General features: G+C 72.5%; 16 protein-coding genes. 14 read left to right on the top strand and 2 right to left on the bottom strand.

Annotated elements, in window-relative coordinates; all coding sequences use genetic code 11:
- Nucleotides 1-45: 45 nt before the first annotated feature.
- The 4 genes from AB0C38_RS07760 to AB0C38_RS07775 all read left to right on the top strand — a co-directional run bounded on the left by AB0C38_RS07760 (nucleotide 46) and on the right by AB0C38_RS07775 (nucleotide 4,488).
- Entirely contained in the window at nucleotides 46-567 is a 522-nt protein-coding gene (locus AB0C38_RS07760; protein WP_360668260.1) for a PadR family transcriptional regulator, read from the top strand.
- Nucleotides 564-1,253 carry an ABC transporter ATP-binding protein gene (locus AB0C38_RS07765; protein ID WP_360668263.1) on the top strand — a complete coding sequence of 230 codons (690 nt, stop codon included), beginning with the start codon at nucleotides 564-566 and terminating at the stop codon, nucleotides 1,251-1,253. Before AB0C38_RS07760 ends, AB0C38_RS07765 begins: the two co-directional genes overlap by 4 nt.
- A complete protein-coding gene (locus AB0C38_RS07770; RefSeq protein ID WP_360668266.1) occupies nucleotides 1,250-3,493 on the top strand; it encodes an FtsX-like permease family protein in 2,244 nt (747 codons plus the stop codon). The genes AB0C38_RS07765 and AB0C38_RS07770 overlap by 4 nt, the downstream gene beginning before the upstream one ends.
- A 170-nt stretch (nucleotides 3,494-3,663) precedes the next feature.
- Nucleotides 3,664-4,488, top strand: coding sequence for a hypothetical protein (locus tag AB0C38_RS07775; protein ID WP_360668269.1), 825 nt, complete (start codon nucleotides 3,664-3,666; stop codon nucleotides 4,486-4,488).
- A 2-nt stretch (nucleotides 4,489-4,490) separates the two neighbouring features.
- Here the strand turns inward: AB0C38_RS07775 and AB0C38_RS07780 are convergent, their stop codons facing one another.
- Together AB0C38_RS07780 and AB0C38_RS07785 are read right to left on the bottom strand one after the other, a co-directional pair.
- Nucleotides 4,491-4,874 carry a hypothetical protein gene (locus AB0C38_RS07780; protein ID WP_360668272.1) on the bottom strand — a complete coding sequence of 128 codons (384 nt, stop codon included), beginning with the start codon at nucleotides 4,872-4,874 and terminating at the stop codon, nucleotides 4,491-4,493.
- 101 nt (nucleotides 4,875-4,975) lie between these two features.
- On the bottom strand, nucleotides 4,976-5,833 hold the full coding sequence (locus AB0C38_RS07785; protein WP_360668275.1) for an alpha/beta hydrolase fold domain-containing protein: 858 nt from the start codon (nucleotides 5,831-5,833) through the stop codon (nucleotides 4,976-4,978).
- Between the two features lie 337 nt (nucleotides 5,834-6,170).
- On the opposite strand from AB0C38_RS07785, the gene AB0C38_RS07790 reads away from it, so the two are divergent.
- The 10 genes from AB0C38_RS07790 to AB0C38_RS07835 are packed head-to-tail and all read left to right on the top strand — an operon-like array spanning nucleotide 6,171 to nucleotide 17,500.
- Complete coding sequence (locus tag AB0C38_RS07790; RefSeq protein ID WP_360668278.1) at nucleotides 6,171-7,175, top strand: LacI family DNA-binding transcriptional regulator; 1,005 nt, start codon at nucleotides 6,171-6,173, stop codon at nucleotides 7,173-7,175.
- Nucleotides 7,172-8,113, top strand: a complete 942-nt coding sequence (locus tag AB0C38_RS07795; RefSeq protein ID WP_360668281.1) for a sugar ABC transporter permease — start codon at nucleotides 7,172-7,174, stop codon at nucleotides 8,111-8,113. The genes AB0C38_RS07790 and AB0C38_RS07795 overlap by 4 nt, the downstream gene beginning before the upstream one ends.
- Nucleotides 8,113-8,940 carry a carbohydrate ABC transporter permease gene (locus AB0C38_RS07800; protein WP_360668284.1) on the top strand — a complete coding sequence of 276 codons (828 nt, stop codon included), beginning with the start codon at nucleotides 8,113-8,115 and terminating at the stop codon, nucleotides 8,938-8,940. Before AB0C38_RS07795 ends, AB0C38_RS07800 begins: the two co-directional genes overlap by 1 nt.
- A gap of 32 nt (nucleotides 8,941-8,972) precedes the next feature.
- A complete protein-coding gene (locus AB0C38_RS07805) occupies nucleotides 8,973-10,253 on the top strand; it encodes a sugar ABC transporter substrate-binding protein (RefSeq protein ID WP_360668286.1) in 1,281 nt (426 codons plus the stop codon).
- Nucleotides 10,254-10,266: 13 nt separating this feature from the next.
- Nucleotides 10,267-11,421, top strand: coding sequence for an ADP-ribosylglycohydrolase family protein (locus AB0C38_RS07810; RefSeq protein WP_360668289.1), 1,155 nt, complete (start codon nucleotides 10,267-10,269; stop codon nucleotides 11,419-11,421).
- Nucleotides 11,418-12,719 (top strand): ADP-ribosylglycohydrolase family protein, encoded by a 1,302-nt coding sequence (locus AB0C38_RS07815; protein WP_360668292.1) that lies wholly within the window; start codon nucleotides 11,418-11,420, stop codon nucleotides 12,717-12,719. Before AB0C38_RS07810 ends, AB0C38_RS07815 begins: the two co-directional genes overlap by 4 nt.
- Nucleotides 12,716-13,633, top strand: coding sequence for a ribokinase (locus AB0C38_RS07820; RefSeq protein WP_360668295.1), 918 nt, complete (start codon nucleotides 12,716-12,718; stop codon nucleotides 13,631-13,633). The genes AB0C38_RS07815 and AB0C38_RS07820 overlap by 4 nt, the downstream gene beginning before the upstream one ends.
- The gene (locus AB0C38_RS07825; RefSeq protein WP_360668298.1) at nucleotides 13,630-15,483 is read left to right on the top strand and encodes an SUMF1/EgtB/PvdO family nonheme iron enzyme; all 1,854 of its coding nucleotides are present in this window, start codon (nucleotides 13,630-13,632) and stop codon (nucleotides 15,481-15,483) included. The genes AB0C38_RS07820 and AB0C38_RS07825 overlap by 4 nt, the downstream gene beginning before the upstream one ends.
- A complete protein-coding gene (locus AB0C38_RS07830) occupies nucleotides 15,480-16,688 on the top strand; it encodes a CoA transferase (RefSeq protein WP_360668301.1) in 1,209 nt (402 codons plus the stop codon). Before AB0C38_RS07825 ends, AB0C38_RS07830 begins: the two co-directional genes overlap by 4 nt.
- Nucleotides 16,685-17,500 carry a CoA ester lyase gene (locus AB0C38_RS07835; RefSeq protein WP_360668304.1) on the top strand — a complete coding sequence of 272 codons (816 nt, stop codon included), beginning with the start codon at nucleotides 16,685-16,687 and terminating at the stop codon, nucleotides 17,498-17,500. Before AB0C38_RS07830 ends, AB0C38_RS07835 begins: the two co-directional genes overlap by 4 nt.
- Nucleotides 17,501-17,535 lie beyond the last annotated feature (35 nt).

The raw sequence follows: 17,535 nt of genomic DNA on the forward strand, positions 1-17,535 counted from the left end.
CGGGGTGTATAAACTCCGGCTATACACCCCATGTACAGTTCGAGCATGTCGATCGGACAAACCCTGCTCGGGCTGCTGGAAAACGGCCCCCGGCACGGCTACGACCTCAAACGCGCCTACGACGACCGGTTCGGGCACGACCGCCGAGTCCACTACGGCCAGGTCTATTCGACCCTGGCCCGGCTGCTCAAGCAGGGGCTCGTCGAGGCCGACGGCATCGAGGCCGGCGGTGGCCCCGAGCGGAAGCGCTACGCGATCACCGAGGCCGGGGTCGCCGACGTCGGCAAGTGGCTGGCGACCCCGGAGAAGCCGGAGGCCTACCTGCACAACACGCTCTACACCAAGGTGGTGCTGGCCCTGCTCTCCGGCCGCCCGGCCGTCGACGTCCTCGACGTCCAGCGCTCGGCCCACCTCGACGCCATGCGCGAGCTGACCCGCCGCAAGACCCAGGGCGACCTCGTCGACCAGCTGGTCTGCGACCACGCGCTGTTCCACCTGGAGGCCGACCTCCGCTGGCTGGAACTGACCGCGGCCCGGCTCGACCAGCTGGCGAAGGAGATCGCGTGAGCACCGAGGGGAACGTCCTGCTGGAGGCCGACGGAGTCCGGAAGGCGTACGGGCCCACGGACGCGCTGACGTCCGCGAGCCTGCGGGTGCGCGCGGGCGAGGTCGTGGCCCTGATGGGCCCGTCCGGGGCGGGGAAGTCGACGCTGCTGCACTGCCTGGCCGGGATCGTCCGGCCGGACGACGGCACCATCCGCTACCGCGGCGCCGACCTCGCCCTGCTGACCGACCGCGCGCGCTCGGCGTTGCGCCGCACCGACTTCGGCTTCGTCTTCCAGTTCGGCCGGCTCGTCCCGGAGCTCACCTGCCTGGAGAACGTGGCCCTGCCGCTGCGGCTGAACGGCGAGCGCGGCCGGGTGGCGGCGCGGCGGTCCCGCGAAATGCTGGCGGAGCTCGGCCTCGCCGACGTGGCGGGCAAGCGGCCGGGCGAGGTGTCGGGCGGGCAGGGCCAGCGCGTGGCGGTGGCCCGCGCGCTCGTGACCGGCCCGCGCGTCGTCTTCGCCGACGAGCCGACGGGTGCCCTGGACTCGCTCAACGGCGAGCAGGTGATGCAGCTGCTGACGACCGCGGCCCGCGAGCGGGACGCGGCGGTCGTCCTGGTGACGCACGAACCCCGCGTCGCGGCGTACTCCGACCGCGAGGTCGTCGTGCGCGACGGGCGGACGCGGGAGCTCGAGGTGACGCGGTGATCCGGCGCTGGGCCGCCGACCTCGCGCTCGGGATGCGCCTCGCGCTGGGCGGCGGCGGGGCGCGGACCGCCCTGGTGCGGCTCACGCTGACGGCGGTCGGCGTCGGCCTCGGCGTCGCCGTCCTGCTCACCGCGACGTCGGTGCCGCACCTGCTCGCCGCCCGGGACGACCGGGCGAGCGCGCGTTTCCCCGCCGCGGCCGCGGCCGTCGACGGCGTCGACCCGGTCTTCGTGGCCCGCCGGAACGACGAGTTCCGCGGGCGCGGCCTGCAGGGCTACCTCGTGCAGCCGACCGGGCCACGTCCGCCCGCCGTGCCGGGCGTCGACCGGCTGCCGGGCCCGGGGGAGGCGGTGCTTTCGCCGGCGCTGGCGGACTTGCTGCGGTCGCCCGAAGGCGAGCTGCTGCGTCCGCGCTTCTCCGAGCGGGTGGTCGGGACGGTCGGCGACACCGGGTTGACCGGCCCGAACGAGTTCTTGTTCTACGTCGGCTCCACCACCGTCGCGCAGCAGCCGGACGCCGTCTCGGTGAGCCGCTTCGGGGGCGAGAGCTCCCACCGCCCCCTGTCGGCGCTCGAGCTGCTGCTGGTCGTGGTCGGCGCGACGACCTGCCTTGTGCCGGTGTTCGTCTTCGTCGTCACGAGCACCCGGCTCGCGGCGGCGGCCCGGGACCGGCGGCTCGCCGCGCTGCGCCTGGTCGGCGCGGACCGGGGCCAGGTGCACCGGATCGCGGCCGGCGAGGCGTTGCTCGGGTCGTTCGCCGGCCTGCTCGCCGGACTCGCGCTGTTCCAGCTCATCCGCGTGCTCGTCCCGGCGATCACCGTGGACGCCTTCCGCGGCGGCCTCTTCGGCACCGACGTCGTCCCCGACTGGCGGCTCGGCGTCCCGGCCCTGCTGGCGCTGCCGGTGCTGGCGTGCGCGGCGGCCATGGTCGCGCTGCGGCCGATCGTCATCGAGCCGCTGGGTGTCGAACGGCGGGGGACGCGGACCCGGCGGAAACTGGCCTGGCGCCTGTTTCCCGCGGTCACCGGCGGCGTACTGCTGCTCACCGGCCTGGGCGGCGGCGGCGCCGACAACCCGTCCGTGGTCGTCGGGGTGGTTCTCGTCCTCGCGGCCGTACCCCTCGTGCTGCCGTGGGTGGTCGAACGGGTCGCGGGGCTGCTCGGGGGCGGTTCGCCGGCCTGGCTGCTGGCCGTCCGCCGGCTCCAGCTGGACAGCGCGACGGCGGCGCGCCTCGTCAGCGGGGTCGCCGTGGTGCTGGCCGGATCCATTGCGCTGCAAGGAGTCTACGCCCGGACCGAGAGCGAACGTCCTGCCCCGCGGGACATCCGGGTGCTCGCGAGCTACTACGCCACGAGCGTCGCCGACGGCGAGGCGTTCACCGCCGCCTTCCACGCGCTGCCCGGGCTGGGTGCCGTGCCGGTGCGGACCGGTGCCATGATCGAGACCGCGACGGGCGAACGCACCTCGGTCGTCGTCGAGAGCTGCCCGCGGCTGCGGGACCTCGCCGGGATCGCGAACTGCCGCGACGGCGACGTCTACGCCGCGACAACGCGGAGCAGCTTCGTGCCCGAGCCGGGGGATCACGTGTGGTTTTCCGAGGTCCGCCGCGCCCACCGGGCCGGCTTTCCACAGTGGACGGTGCCGGCGGTGCACCGCGTGCCGGTCCACGGGGAGGACGCGCCGGAGCTGCTCGTCACCCCGGGCGCGCTGGCGACGGCGTCGGGCGTCGGGCTGACGGTGTCCGCGACGCTGCCCGACGCCGGCCCGGATCTGGTGGAGCGCGTCCGGAACGTGGTGGGCTGGAACGGATCCGTGGACTCGCTGGGCACCGGGCGGGACGGTACCTCCGCGCTGATCACCCGGGTGTTGCAGGTCGGCTCGGTGCTGGTGCTGCTGTTCGTCGCGGGCAGCCTGCTGGTCGCCGCGTGGGAACAGCTGCGGGAACGGCGGCGCAGCCTCGCCGCGCTGGCGGCCAACGGCGTCGGCCGCGGCGTGCTCGCCCGGTCACTGGTGTGGCAGCTGGCGATCCCGGTGGCCGTGGCGGTGGTCGTCGCCGTGCCGGCCGGGCTCGCCCTCGACTGGCTGGTGCTCGAGTTCGTGGTGCACCGCCCGATGACGGCCGACGTGCCGGTGATCGCGCTCCTGACGGCGACCGCGATCGCCGCGGTACTGTTCGTCACGGCGCTGACACTGCCCGCGTTGTGGCGGACGACGAACCTGGAGAATCTGCGCGAAGAATGACCCGGGACGGGGGCGAGTCCGGTTGTTTCCGGGCCCGTCCCCACCCGTCAAGTCTTTTCGGCAGCCCGATTTCGCCCGAAAAGGCGCCCTTTTCGCCGTTGTGGGGCTATCCGCTTTCCGCGATCGTGAATACGTCGATATCCGCCGTCGCACGATTCAGGGGCAAGCCGATGCGCACCATGTATGACGCCGTCACGGCGCGGAACATCCTGAAGAAGGACGGCCGGCCCGCGCTGGTGGCCGGGTACATCGACCGGATCAAGCTCGCGCCGTGGAGCGCCGCCGACTGGGCGCTCTTCCCGGACGCCCTGAAGGTGGAGATCGTCAAGAAGGCGTCGACCAATGACGGGCACGTCCTGGACGTCGAGCCGGGCGACGCCACGCCGGAAGAGGCGCCGGGCTGGGCGAAGCGGCGGCGTGCGTCGGGGTTCGCGTTCCCGGTCATCTACTGCAACCGGTCGACCTGGCCGAAGGTGAAGGCGGCGTTCAAGGCGCAGCGCGTCGAGCCGCCGCTGTACTGGATCGCCACGGCCACCGGCCGGCCCGAAATACCCGAAGGCGCCATCGCCGCGCAGTACCTGCTCGACGTCGCGCCCGGCATCGACATCTCCGTCGTGGCCGACTTCTGGCCCGGCGTGGATTCACCGGGATCCGGAAAACTGACCGCCGAACCGGAAGTGGAACTCATGGAACGCATCACCGTCACCCCGCCCAACGCCGGGCAGAACACGGTCCGGCTCAACCTGTCCGGCAGTGCCGGCGCCGCTCTCGTCGTCCGGCCGCAGATCAACGGCCAGGGCGTGTCGAAGCCGATGTGGGTCGGCAACATCTTCGCGTGGGGCTCGGACAAGGCGGGCGTCGGCAACAACCCCAAGTCCAACCCGAACTACGACGACCGGCTGACGTCCCACCGCCGCTTCGCCCTGCCGGGCGCGGTGTGGGCCGACGTCGAGTACAGCGCCGCCGAGCCGTTCGAGATCGACGTCGTCGGCTGAGCTCAGGCGGTCAGCCAGTTGCTGCAGACGAACACCGGCTTCTTCGCGCAGACGCGGAAGATGCTCACCGGGTTGGCCGAGGTGCCCGGAACCTTCGCGCTGCACCCGGAACTGCTGCCGTTGGCGTCGTCCACGTAGCCGCCTCCGCCGCTGCGGAGCAGGAACTGGGTGCGGAAGCCGTAGCCGTCGCCGGAGGTGTCGCAGGCGTAGACGCGGGTGTGGCTGTTGGTCACGCCGCCGTAGCCGCAGCGGAACTGCCCCTGGTACTGGCAGCCTGAGACCTCGGCGATGGCGTCGTGCGCCGACGCTTCGGGTGCTGTGGCGACCGCGCCCCCGAGGGCGAGGAACACCGCGGCGGCGACGGTGGGCAGTTTTCGGTTCGGCATGGTTCCTCCTGGTGGCTCCGGGTGTGTGCGGTGCAGTCACTCCGGAGGTACGGAACCGGTTGGCGGTCGCCGGGGACGTCACCCGAACGGCGCAGTGCCGCTCAGGCTTCGGCCGTGAGGTGGTTGCGGAGGAAGGCGATCCCGGCGTCGGTGACGTGCTGGAGCTTGCGTTCGCCGTAGAAGTGGCCCGCGCCTTCGATGCGGACGAGGTCGGCGTCGGCGCCGGCCCGCCAGTAGGCCGCGACCAGTGCTTCGCTGTGGGCGATCGGGATTCCGGCGTCGTCGGTGCCGTGGGCCAGCAGCAGCGGGGCCGCGGTCGCCGACGCGTGGAGCAGCGGGCTCGCCGTCGGGCCGGGCAGCCAGTCGTGCGGGTCGTGGCCGCTGCTGTGCAACGGCGAACCCGCCGGCGGCGGCGGGATCCGCGTGAAGTCCGTCGGCGGGCTCCAAGCGACCGCCGCGCCGACGTGACTCGGCGGGCCGGTGATCCCGAGGTCGCCTTCGAAGCCGGCGTCGTCCGCCGTCACCGCGAGCATCGCGGCCAGGTAACCGCCCGCCGAGTGTCCCCACGCCGCGACGCGGCCGGCGTCGAGCTCCAGTTCCCCGGCGTGGTGGCGCACCCAGCGCACCGCGGCCTTCACGTCGTGGACCTGCGCGGGGAACGGCGCTTCGCGCCCATGCCGGTACTGCGCCCGCGCGACGGCGAACCCGGCCGCCACGAGCCGGTCCGTCACCCGGTCGCCCAGCAGGCTGTGCTTGTGCGACCCGCCCGCCGGCGCGCCGCCGTAGAGGTAGACCACCACGGGGTGGCCGCCGGCGCGCGCCTGCCCGGCCGGCACGACGAGGTCCAGCAGCAGCGGCCGGTAGCCGGCGAGGGTCGCCACGAGCGCGTCCCGATAGGACACTCGCGTCCCGGTCCGTTCGGCCCGGGGCAGGGTCAGCGGGGCACGGGAAGTGAGCACGCGACCACTATCGGGGCATTCCGGTCATCGCGGCCAGCCGTACCAGGATGCGGGAGCCAAGCCGCGCGTACCCAGAGGGTCGGCTCGCGTACCTGAAGGGTCGGATAGCGAGCCGACCGCCTGGGTACGCGAGCCGACCGTCCAGGTACGCGAGCCGACTGCCTGGGTACGTGAGCCGACTGACTGGCGTCTCCGCGTGATCGGGTTGCTGCTCTCCGTGTCTTGTTGACATGCCCCGCTCACCGGTGTCAGTATCGGGATTAATCCGATTGGAAACGTTTCCACCTTCGCCATCCGCACCTGGAAACGTTTCCAAGAACGCACAACGAGGTAGCCGATGACGTCAACACGGGCCACGCTGCTCCAGGTCGCCGAGCGCGCCGGGGTGTCACTGGCCTCGACCTCCCGGGCGCTGCACGGCACCGGGGCCAGCCCGGCGATGGTCGAGCGGGTCCGCACCGCCGCCGCCGAGCTCGGCTACAGCGCCGATGCCATCGGGCGGTCGCTGCGGCTGAAGAAGACCTTTCAGGTGGCCTTCGCCGTCGCCGACATCGGCAACCCCGTCTACGTCGAGATGATGCGGGCCATCCACGAAGTCCTCGCCCCGCACGGCTACCGGGTCGTCGTGATGAGCACCGGGGACACCGCGACGTCGACCACCGAGCTCGTCCGCAGCCTCAACAGCGGGTTCGTCGACGGCATGGTCGTCAGCCCGCTGCGCACCGACGACCGGCTGATCCGCGAGATCCAGCAGGCCCCCGTCCCGGTCGTGGTGATCGGGCGGGCGCTGGACGACCGGGGCATCAGCTCGGTCTCCACCGACTCCGCGGGCGGGATCGGCGCGGCCGTCCGCCACCTGCACGCCCTCGGCCGCCGCCGGGTCGGCTTCCTCAACGGCCCGCTCGACACGACGCCCGGCGCCGCGCGCCAGCGGGGGTTCGACGCCGTGGCCGGGGAAATCGCCTTCGACCGGGCCGACCAGGAGGTCGCCGGTGACTTCACCGTCACCGCCGGGCTCGAGGCCGCCCGCCGGCTCCTCGCCCGCGGCAAGCTCGACGCGCTCGTCGCGGCGAACGACCTGCTCGCCATCGGCGCCATCCGGGCGGTGCGGGAACTCGGTCTCTCGGTACCGGAGGACGTCGCCGTCACCGGCATGGACGACACCGAGATCGGCCGGGTCTTCCAGCCGAGCCTGACCAGCGTGTCCCTCGGGTCCACCGAGCGCGGGCGCGCGGCGGCCCGGATCATGCTCCGGCTCGCCGACGACCCGGACCACGCGGCCCAGCAGATCACCGTCGGCCCGGAGCTGATGGTGCGCGAATCGACCGGGGGTGTGCGATGACCGCGACGCTGACCCGTCCGGCTCCCGCGAACAGGAAGAAGAAGCCCGCGCTGGCCCGCTCCCGGCGGCGCGAAGCGATCGGGCTGGTGCTGCCGTCGCTGATCCCGATCCTCGTGCTGAGCGTCGCGCCGCTGGTCGTCGGGATCTTCCTGGCCTTCACCGACGCACGCCTGGTGCGCCACCCGGACTACGGCTTCGCCGGCGTCGACAACTTCACGAAGCTCGCCGGCAACGACCTGTTCTGGGACTCGCTGCGGATCGGCATGATCTGGACCGTCGGCGTCACGGTGCTTCAGCTGGCCGCCGCGATGGGCCTGGCGCTGCTGCTCAACTCGGGCCTCCGGCTGCAGGGCCTGACGCGGGTGCTCGCGCTCGTGCCGTGGGCGATGCCGCCGGTCGTCGTGGCGATCATGTGGCAGATGATCTACTCGGCCAACGGCGGCCCGCTCAACGCCTTCCTCGGCAGCGTCGGCCTGCCCAGCGACATCAACTGGCTCGGCGACTTCTCGGTCGCGCTGCCCGCGGTGATCGTCGTCGGCGTCTGGGTCGGCATGCCGCAGACGACGGTGACGCTGCTGGCCGGCCTGCAGCAGATCCCTGCCGAGCTGCAGGAAGCCGCCGCGATGGACGGCGCCGGCGCGTGGCGGCGGTTCACGGCGGTGACCTGGCCGAGCCTGCGCCCGATCGTCACGTCGATCACCTCGCTGAACTTCATCTGGAACTTCAACTCGTTCTCGCTGGTCTACGTGCTCACCGCGGGTGGCCCGGGCGGCAAGACGATGGTCCCGGTGCTGTTCATCTACCTCGAAGCCTTCAAGAACCGCGAGATCGGCTACGCCGCCGCGATGGGCCTGGTGCTCGTCGTCGTGGTCGTGCTCATCCTCGCCGTCTACCTGCGGTCGCAGTTCCGCGACGACCGCGCCGTGAAGGGGCGCTGATGAGGACCCTGGTACGCCCGGCGCAATACGTCGCCCTCGCGCTGTACATCCTGTTCCTCGGCTTCCCGTTGCTGTGGCTGATTTCCGCGTCGGTGAAGTCGTCCGGCGAGCTCAATTCGCTGACGGTGAGCCTGCTGCCGAGCGAATGGCACTGGGACAACTACACCCAGGCGCTGGAAAAGCAGGGCCTGGTCCGGTCCGCCGCGAACAGCCTGATCGTCGCGCTCGCTTCGACCGCGTTGTCGGTCGTCATCGCCGTGCCCGCGTCCTACGTGCTCGCGCGGCTCAAGGGCAAGGTGCGCGCCGCCGGCGTCGGCTGGATCCTGGTGAGCCAGGTGTTCCCGGTGGTGCTGATCATCCTGCCGCTGTACCTCATCCTGCGGACGCTCGGCCTGGCCGACAACCTCGCCGGCCTGACGCTGGTGCACACGACGTACATGCTGCCGTTCGCGCTCTGGATGCTGCAGGGGTACGTCGCCGCGATCCCGGTCGAGCTGGAAGAAGCCGGGGCGATGGACGGCGCGAGCCGGCTGACCGTGCTGCGCACGATCGTCTTCCCGCTGCTCGCCCCCGGGGTCGTCGCGACGGCGATGTTCAGCTTCGTCTCGTCGTGGAACGAGTTCTTCTTCGCGCTGGTCCTGCTGCAGTCGCCGGAGAACTACACGCTGCCCATCACGCTCAACATGTTCGTCGGCGGCGAGGGCAAAGTCGCCCTCGGCCCGCTCGCCGCGGGCGCCGTGCTCGCCGCCATCCCCAGCATCGTCTTCTTCAGCATCCTGCGCAGGAAGCTCACCAGCGGCCTGATGGCGGGGGCGGTGAAGGGATGAACCCCACCAAGAATCACTCGAAAGGTCGGTCGATGAAGACACGACGCATGATTGCCGCCACCGCACTGACGGCCGTCGGCCTGCTGCTCACCGCCTGCGGAGGCGGCGGAAGCGGCGACAGCGGGGACGGGCCGGTCACCCTGACCTTCCAGTCCCTGTCCGACCAGCCCGCCGCCATCGCCGCGACGCAGAAGATCGTCGGCGACTGGAACCAGGCCCACCCGGACGTGCAGGTCAAGATCGTCCAGGCGGGCTGGGACGGCGTCTACGACAAGCTGATCACCCAGTTCAACGCGGGCACCGCGCCGGACATCGTGCACTACGAGGCGGCCGGCATCGCGCCCTTCGCCACCGACGGCTACCTCGCGGACCTGACGCAGTACCTGCCGGAGCAGAAGCGCGCGGACATCCCGAAGGGCGTCCTGGACTCGGTGACGGTCGACGGCAAGGTGATCGCCGCGCCCACCGAGCTGCAGTCCTATGTGGTCTTCGCGAACAAGACCCAGCTGCAGCAGGCGGGCGTCACGATCCCGACCGGCGCCACGATGACCTGGGACCAGCTGCGCGACATCGCCAAGGCGACCACGAAGGACGGCAAGTTCGGCCTCGGCTGGGGCCTGTCGAGCCCGACAGCGGCGTTCGTCGCGCTGGCCCCCGGCTTCGGCGGGAAGTACTTCGAGGGCACGGGTGACAAGGCGAACGTGACCATCGGGCCGGGCGAGCAGGCACTGCCGCAGCTCGTCGACGCGATGGCGCACCAGGACCACTCGATCCTGCCGGTCACGCTGACGCAGTCGGGCACCAAGGCGCTCGCCCCGTTCTACGCCGGCCAGATCGCCATGACCGTCCAGGGTTCCTACCAGGCGGCCAACATCGCGAAGGACGCGCCGAAGGGCTTCGACTGGGTCGTGCTGCCCCCGCTGGCCGGCTCGGCCGGGCCCGCGCAGGCCGCCAACCCGCAGACGCTGTCGGTCAACAAGGACTCCGGCCACGTCAAGGAGGCCGCGGAGTTCGTCGACTTCTTCACCGGCACCGAAAACCTGGCCGCGATCAACGAGGCCGACGCGCTGATCCCGCCGACGACGTCGGCGCGGCAGGCGCTCACCACCAAGCTCGGCGCCAAGAACGGCTGGAACGCGATCCTCGCCTCCGGCCAGTACCTCACCTCGGCGCCGTACCTGTTCGCCGGCAAGTACGCACAGTGGAAGGACACCGTCGCGACCCCGGCGTACCAGCAGTTCCTCGGACAGAAGATCGACGCCGCCGGCCTCGCGAAGCAGCTCGAGGACGGCTGGAAGAGCGTCAGCAAGTGACAGGAGCGGATTCTTGACCTGGCTGGAAGACCGGGCCGTCGCGGTGATCACCGGTGCGGCTGTCGGGGACGCCCTGGGCGGCGCCACCGAAGGGTGGACCCCCGAACAGATCGAAGAGCGGCACGGCGGCCGGGTGACCGGCGTCGTCGGGCCGTGGTACCCCGACTGGCGGACGGCGCGCCCGATCGCGCCGTACCACAAGGGCGACGGGCACATCACCGACGACACCCTCATGACGCGGGCGCTCGTCGAGGTGTACGCGAAGCGGCGCGCGCACCTCGACGCGTACGCGATGGCCGAGGACCTGGTGCCGCTCATGATCGGCGAGCCGCGCTGGGTGCCGGAGCTGGAGTCGACCGCGTTGCTGCTGCAGCGGGTCTTCCTGGCCGAGAAGTGGATCGTCGCGAGACTTCACTACGGACACGTCGACCCGCGCGAAGCCGGCGTGGGCAACGTGGTCAACTGCGGCGCGGCGATGTACGTCGCCCCGGTGGGCGTCGTCAACGCGGGTGACCCGCGGGCGGCGTACGCCGAGGCGATCGACCTCACCGGCGCGCACCAGTCGAGCTACGGCCGCGAGGCGGCGGGCGTGCTGGCCGCGATGGTGGCGGCCGCCGTCGCCCCGGGCGCGTCGCTCGACGACGTCGTCGCGGCGGCGTTGGACGTGGCCCACGACGGGACCGCGGCGGCCCTGCGAGCCGTCGTCGAAGAGTTCGGTGGCCGGACCGTCCCCCCGGCCACCGACGACGAAGAACGGGCGCTGGCCGCGCTCGTCCGGGAGACGGTCGCGCCGTTCGACTCGGTGGGGCCGCACTACCGGGAGATGTCGATGGACGCGCGGCGCCCGTCGCGGACGAAGTCCATCGAGGAGCTGCCCGCCGCGCTGGCGTTCGTCCTCGCGCACCGGGGCGACTTCCGCGGCGCGGTGCTCGCCGCCGTGAACTACGGCCGCGACGCCGACTCGATCGCCGTCATGGCGGCGGCGATCTGCGCGGGTCTCGGCGGGACGGCCGTCGTGCCGGCCGCGTGGGTCGACGAGATCGGCGACGCCAGCCGGATGGACCTGCGCGAGACCGGGCACCTGCTGGCCTCGGCGGCCGCGGACATCCTCAAGGCCGACCGCGAGCGGGCCGCGGCCCGGGCCGCTTTCCTCGAGGAGCCGGCGTGAGGCTGACCTGGGCCCAGCCCGAGGACCTGCTCCCGCACGAGCTGGTGCAGTCCCTCGCGGAGGGCAAGGACGTCGCCGCGGTGCGGGCGCGGTGGGTCGCGGCGGGTGGTTCCGCGACGCCTGCCGTGAGCGGCGCCGGTCCCGAGGCGCGTTCGCTGCGATCGCTCGCGCGGGAGCTGCTGGACGAGCTCGACGCGCCGGTCGAGGAGCCTTCGTGGTCCTCTTTGGACCTGCCTGCGACGCCTTCGCTGCCTCGCGGATCCCGCGGGCGTGAGCTGGGCGCGTGGACCGGCCGGGCCGCCGGGTGCCTGCTGGGCAAGCCCGTGGAGAAGATCCCGCGGGAGGGCATCGAGGAGATCCTCCGGGCGACCGGCCGCTGGCCTCTCGCCGGGTGGTTCACCGCGGTGGGGCTGCCCGCCGACGTCGCGGCGCGGTGGCCGTGGAACCGACGTTCCGCGCCGACGTCGCTGGAAGAGAACATCGACGGGATGCCCGAGGACGACGACCTCAACTACCCGATGCTGGCGTTGTCGCTCTTGGAGTCGCGGGGTTTCGCTTTCACGACGGAGGACGTCGCGCAGCTGTGGCTGGACAACCTGCCGGCCGGGCGGGTGTTCACGGCGGAACGCGCGGCGTACCGGAACCTGCTCGACGCCCGAACGGACACCGCGACCTACCGGAACCCGTTCCGGGAGTGGATCGGCGCGCTGATCCGCGCGGACGTGTTCGGCTGGGTGTCCCCGGGCGACGTGCGTTCGGCGGCGCGGCTGGCGCGGACCGACGCCCGCCTGAGCCACACGCGCAACGGCGTGTACGGCGCGATGTGGGCGGCGGCGCTCGCCTCGGCGGCGATGGTGTGCGACACGGTGGACGAGGTCCTCGACGCGGCATCGGCGGTGGTTCCGTTGTCGAGCGACCTCGCGGCGGCGATTCGTTTCGGCCGTTCGGCGGCGGCGGAAGGCGATGTCCGAAGTGGACTCGACCGGCTGCACGCGGCCTACGGGCACCTGCACTGGGTGCACGTGCTCAACAACGCGGCGGTGATCGCGTACGCGCTCGCCGCGGGTGGCGGCGAGTTCGGGCCGAGCGTGTCGATCGCGGTGACGGCCGGCTGGGACACGGATTCGGCGGCCGCGACGGTCGGCGGAGTGGTCGGCGCGCTGAGCGGGGTGGACGGCATCGGCGAGTACTGGACCAAACCCCTGGACGGCCGGATCGCGACTTCGCTGCCTGGTGGCGAGCGGCGGATCGAGGACCTCGCGGCGCGCACGGCGGCGCTGGCGGAGGTGGGGGCATGACCGGCAGCTCTCCCGGCCAAGCTTTGCCTGGCCGCCCGAATCCCACCGGGCGAGTTGTCGTAGTCGGCTCGGCCAACGTCGACCTCGCCGTCGATGTTGCGCGGCCGCCGAAAGCCGGGGAAACCGTTCTCGGGGGCCGGCTGCGGCGCAGTCCCGGGGGCAAAGGGGCGAACCAGGCCGTCGCCGCCGCTTATGCCGGGGGTGCCGACACCACCTTCGTCGGCGCTCTCGGCGAAGACGAGGCCGCCGACCTCCTGCTCGTCTCCCTCGGCGGTGCCGGGGTCCGGACCGACCTGGTCGAACGGGCCGACGCCCCCACCGGGACCGCCTTCATCACCGTCGCCCCGGACGGCGAGAACGCCATCGTCGTCGCGCCCGGTGCGAATGAGCACGTGCAGGTCGGTGCCGCCCAGGCCGAGCGGATCGCCGAAGCCGACGTCGTGCTCGCCCAGCTGGAAATCCCGCTCGACGTCGTGGCGGCCGCCGCCGCGGCCAGGAAGCCCGGAGCGCGGATGATCCTCAACGCCGCGCCGTCGCGGGAGCTGCCGGATTCGCTGTGGGACGTCCTCGACCTGCTCGTCGTCAACGAGCACGAGGCCGCCGACCTCGCCGGCGAGCCCGAAAAGCTGCTCGAGCGCGTACCCGCCGTCGTGGTCACCCTCGGCGGCGAAGGCTGTGTTGTCCTCCGAAGGGACCACGAACCCGTGCGGATCCCCGGCATTCCCGTCGACGTCGTCGACACCACCGGCGCCGGCGACACGTTCTGCGGCGTCCTCGCGGCGGCACTGGCGCGGGGACAGGACCTCCCCGAAGCCGCCCGGCGAGCGACCGTGGCCGGCGCGCTCGCCGTCACCCGGCCCGGCGCACAGGCCGCCGTCCCCACCGAAGCCGAGGTCGCAGGAAAGACATCATGACCTACACGTTCGACCCGCTCGTCCCGCGGCCGATCGACCGGCCCACCGAGGTCCGCGGTCCGCTGCCCGACCTCGACGACGCGAAGATCTTCGCCGCACCCGCGGGCCCGGCCGACCGGCCGGCGTGGCGCGCGAAACTCCTCGAATGGCGCGAAGACGCGCGAAGCCGTCATGGCTACACCGGCGCCGCCTACGAACGCCCGGGAGCGGCCTGGGCGCAGACCTGTCGCACGGTCGCCCAGGTGTGGCTCTGGGACGAGCTGCTCTACTCCTTCGACGAGCACCGGTTCACCCCCGAGCGCTTCCTCGCCGACGCCCAAGTGCGCTTCGGCGGCCTCGACGCCGTCGTCCTCTGGCACGCCTACCCGGTGATCGGTCTCGACGACCGCAACCAGTGGGACTTCTACCGCGACGTCCCCGGCCTCACCGGCCTGATCGAGACCCTGCACGACCGGGGACTGCACGTCTTCGTCGACTACAACCCCTGGGACGTCGGCACCCGCCGCGGCGACGACGACCTCACCGAGCTGGCGGCACTGGTCGCGGACCTCGGAGCCGACGGCGTCTTCCTCGACACGCTCAAGAAGGCCGAGCCGGACTTCGTCGAGCGGCTCGAAGCCGCCCGGCCCGGCATCGTCCTCGAAGGCGAGTCCAAGCTGCCGGTCGAGCGGATCGAGGACCACGCCGCGTCGTGGGCCCAGTTCTTCGCCGACTCGCCCGTGCCCGGCGTCCTGCGCGCCCACTGGTACGAGCGCCGGCACATGCAGCACCACGTCCGCCGCTGGCACCGCGACCACAGCGAGGAACTGCAGTCGGCGTGGCTCAACGGCGTCGGCGTCATGGTGTGGGAGGTCGTCTTCGGCGTGTGGGTCGGCTGGTCGCCCCGCGACGCCGCCACCGTGCGCCGGATGGTCACCCTCCAGCGTGCCGCGAAAGACCTGCTGCTGAACGGCGAGTGGACGCCCCTGGCCGACCTGGATCCGGCGGCCGAAGCCGCTGGCGTCTACGCGTCCAAGTGGGACCTTGACGGCAAAACCCTGTGGACCCTCGTCAACCGCGGCGACACCGACTACCACGGCCCGCTGCCCGGCACCGACCTCCTGGGCGGAGTGCCGGCCCGGGGGATCGGCGCCTCGGTGGAAGGGTGGCTGCCGGATCTTCCGGAGCTGCCGCACGACCCGGACTCCCGCTTCCCGCACCGGCTCGCGACCCGGGTCAGTCCACAAAGGACCACCGGCAAGCCCGACGACGACGCGGTCGTCGTCCCGGCCGGGCCGTACGTGCTGACCGTGCGGTACCGCGCCCGCGAGACCGGCATGTACCAGGGAGCGCCCTATGTGGACGAATGGAAGCCGCTCGCGCCCCGCCTGCACGACGCGCGCACGCTGCAGCGGGAGGGTGAGCTGGCCACCGCCGTCGCGATCGGCGCCACCGAGGTGACCACTGCGCAGTACGCGGAGTTCCTGACCGCCACCGGCTACGAGCCGAAACCGAAGCACCTGGGCGCGCCCGACGAACCCGTCACCTACGTCGACCTCGACGACGCGCGGGCGTACTGCGCGTGGCGCGGCGGCCGCCTGCCCACCGAGGACGAATGGCAGCTGGCCGGCGAAAGCCTGAACCGGGGCACTCCGGCCGTGTGGAACTGGACCGAGAGCGAGCACTCCGACGGCCGGACACGCTTCGTGATGCTCAAGGGCGGCAGCGACTACGCGGCCGAAGGTTCCGAGTGGTACGTCGAAGGCGGCGTGAAAACCCCGGACTACACCGTCAAGCTCCTGCTGCCCGGTCTGGGTCTCGCACGGAGCGCGACGGTCGGTTTCCGCTGCGCGTGGGAGGTGCCGGCGTGACGGTCTCTCGCGATTCCTCGACCGGCGCGCTGGCCAGGCTGCGCGTCGTCGACGCGTCCACGCTCTTCGCCGGCCCGATGGCCGCGATGCACCTGGGCGACATGGGTGCCGACGTGATCAAGGTCGAGCACCCGCGCAAACCCGACCCCTCGCGCACCCACGGCGCCGCGAAGGACGGCGTCAACCTGTGGTGGAAGACCCTGGGCCGCAACAAGCGCACGGTCACCGCCGACCTCGGCAGCGAAGGCGGCCGCGAGGTGTTCCTCGCCCTGGCCGCCACGGCGGACGTCGTCATCGAGAACTTCCGCCCCGGCACGCTCGAACGCTGGCACCTCGGGTACGACGAGCTGGCGAGCCGGAACCCGAAGCTCGTGCTCGCCCGCGTCACCGGCTTCGGGCAGCTCGGCCCCTACCGGAGCCGGCCGGGTTTCGGCACCCTCGCCGAGGCGATGAGCGGCTTCGCGGCGACGACGGGGGAACCGGACGGGCCGCCGACGCTCCCGCCGTTCGGGCTCGCCGACGGCGTCGCGTCCCTGGCCACGGCCTACGCGATCATGGTCGCGCTCGCGGCGCGCGGCACCACCGGGCGCGGGCAGGTCGTCGACACGGCGATCATCGAGCCGATGCTGGCCATGCTCGGCCCGCAGATCACGCGCTGGGACCAGCTGCGCACCGTCCAGCCGCGCACCGGCAACCGGTCGACGAACAACGCGCCGCGCAACACCTACCGCACGGCCGACGGCCAGTGGGTCGCGGTGTCCACCTCGGCCCAGTCGATCGCCGAGCGCGTCGTCCGCATGGTCGGCCGGCCGGAGCTGGCCGACGAGCCGTGGTTCGCCACCGGGGCCGACCGGGCCCGCCACGCCGACGAGCTCGACGAGGCCGTCGGCAAGTGGATCGGGCAGCGCACGCGCGACGAGGTCGTCGCCGCGTTCGAAGAGGCACAGGCTGCCGTCGCGCCCATCTACGACGCCGCCGACATCGTCGAGGACCCGCAGTTCCGCGCGCTCGGCACGATCCACGAGATCGAGGACACCGACCTCGGCCCGATGCTCATGCAGGGCCCGCTGTTCCGGCTGTCGGGCCACGACGGCGTCATCGGGTTCACCGGCCGCGCGCACGGCGCCGACACCGACGCCGTGCTGGCGGAGCTCGGGTTCTCGCCCGAGCGGGTGGCCGAGCTGCGCGCGCGGGGTGCGGTGTGAGCCCGCCGCTGACGTTCCTCTACGCCCCGGCCGACCGGCCGGACCGGGTGCGCAAGGCCCTGGAGTCCGAGGCCGACGTCGTGCTCGTCGACCTCGAGGACGCCGTCGCCCCGGCGCGCAAGGACCAGGCGCGGGCGAACGTGCTCGAGCTGCTCGCTTCGGTGTCCAGGCCGGTGCAGGTGCGCGTCAACCACCCGAGCACGCCCTGGCACGACGACGACCTCGCCGCGCTCGCCGGACTCCCGCCGGCGGTCGGCGCGCGGCTGCCGAAGGTCGAAGGGCCGGCGGAGATCCTGGCCGTCGAGGCCGTGCTGCCGGGCCGGGCGCTGCACCCGCTGATCGAGTCGGCGCTCGGGGTGGAACGAGCCCTGGACATCGCGACGGCGTCGCCGCGGATCGCGTCGATCGGGCTCGGCGAGGCCGACCTGCGCTCGGACCTCGGCGTCGCCGACGACGCCGGCCTGACGTGGGCGCGCAGCCGCGTGATCGTCGCGGCGCGGGCGGCCCGGCTCGGGCCGCCAGCGATGTCCGCCTACGTGAACGTCCGGGATCTCGACGGGCTGGCGGCGTCGTGCCGGGCGGGCCGCGCGCTCGGCTTCCGCGGCCGGACCGCGATCCACCCGGTGCAGCTCGAGACGATCCGGACCGCGTTCCTGCCGACCCGTGAGGAGGTCTCGCGGGCGCGGGAGGTCATCGCCCGGGTCGCCGGCGCGACGGCCGCGGGCGTCGGCGCGATCGCGTTGCCCGACGGGACGTTCCTCGACGTGGCGATGGTGGAGCAGGCGCGCACGGTGCTTTCGCTGGCCGACTAGTACGAGCGTTGTACGGATTTTGGATCCGCCTCTGG

Source organism: Amycolatopsis sp. NPDC048633 (assembly GCF_040650695.1).
Taxonomy (GTDB): domain Bacteria; phylum Actinomycetota; class Actinomycetes; order Mycobacteriales; family Pseudonocardiaceae; genus Amycolatopsis.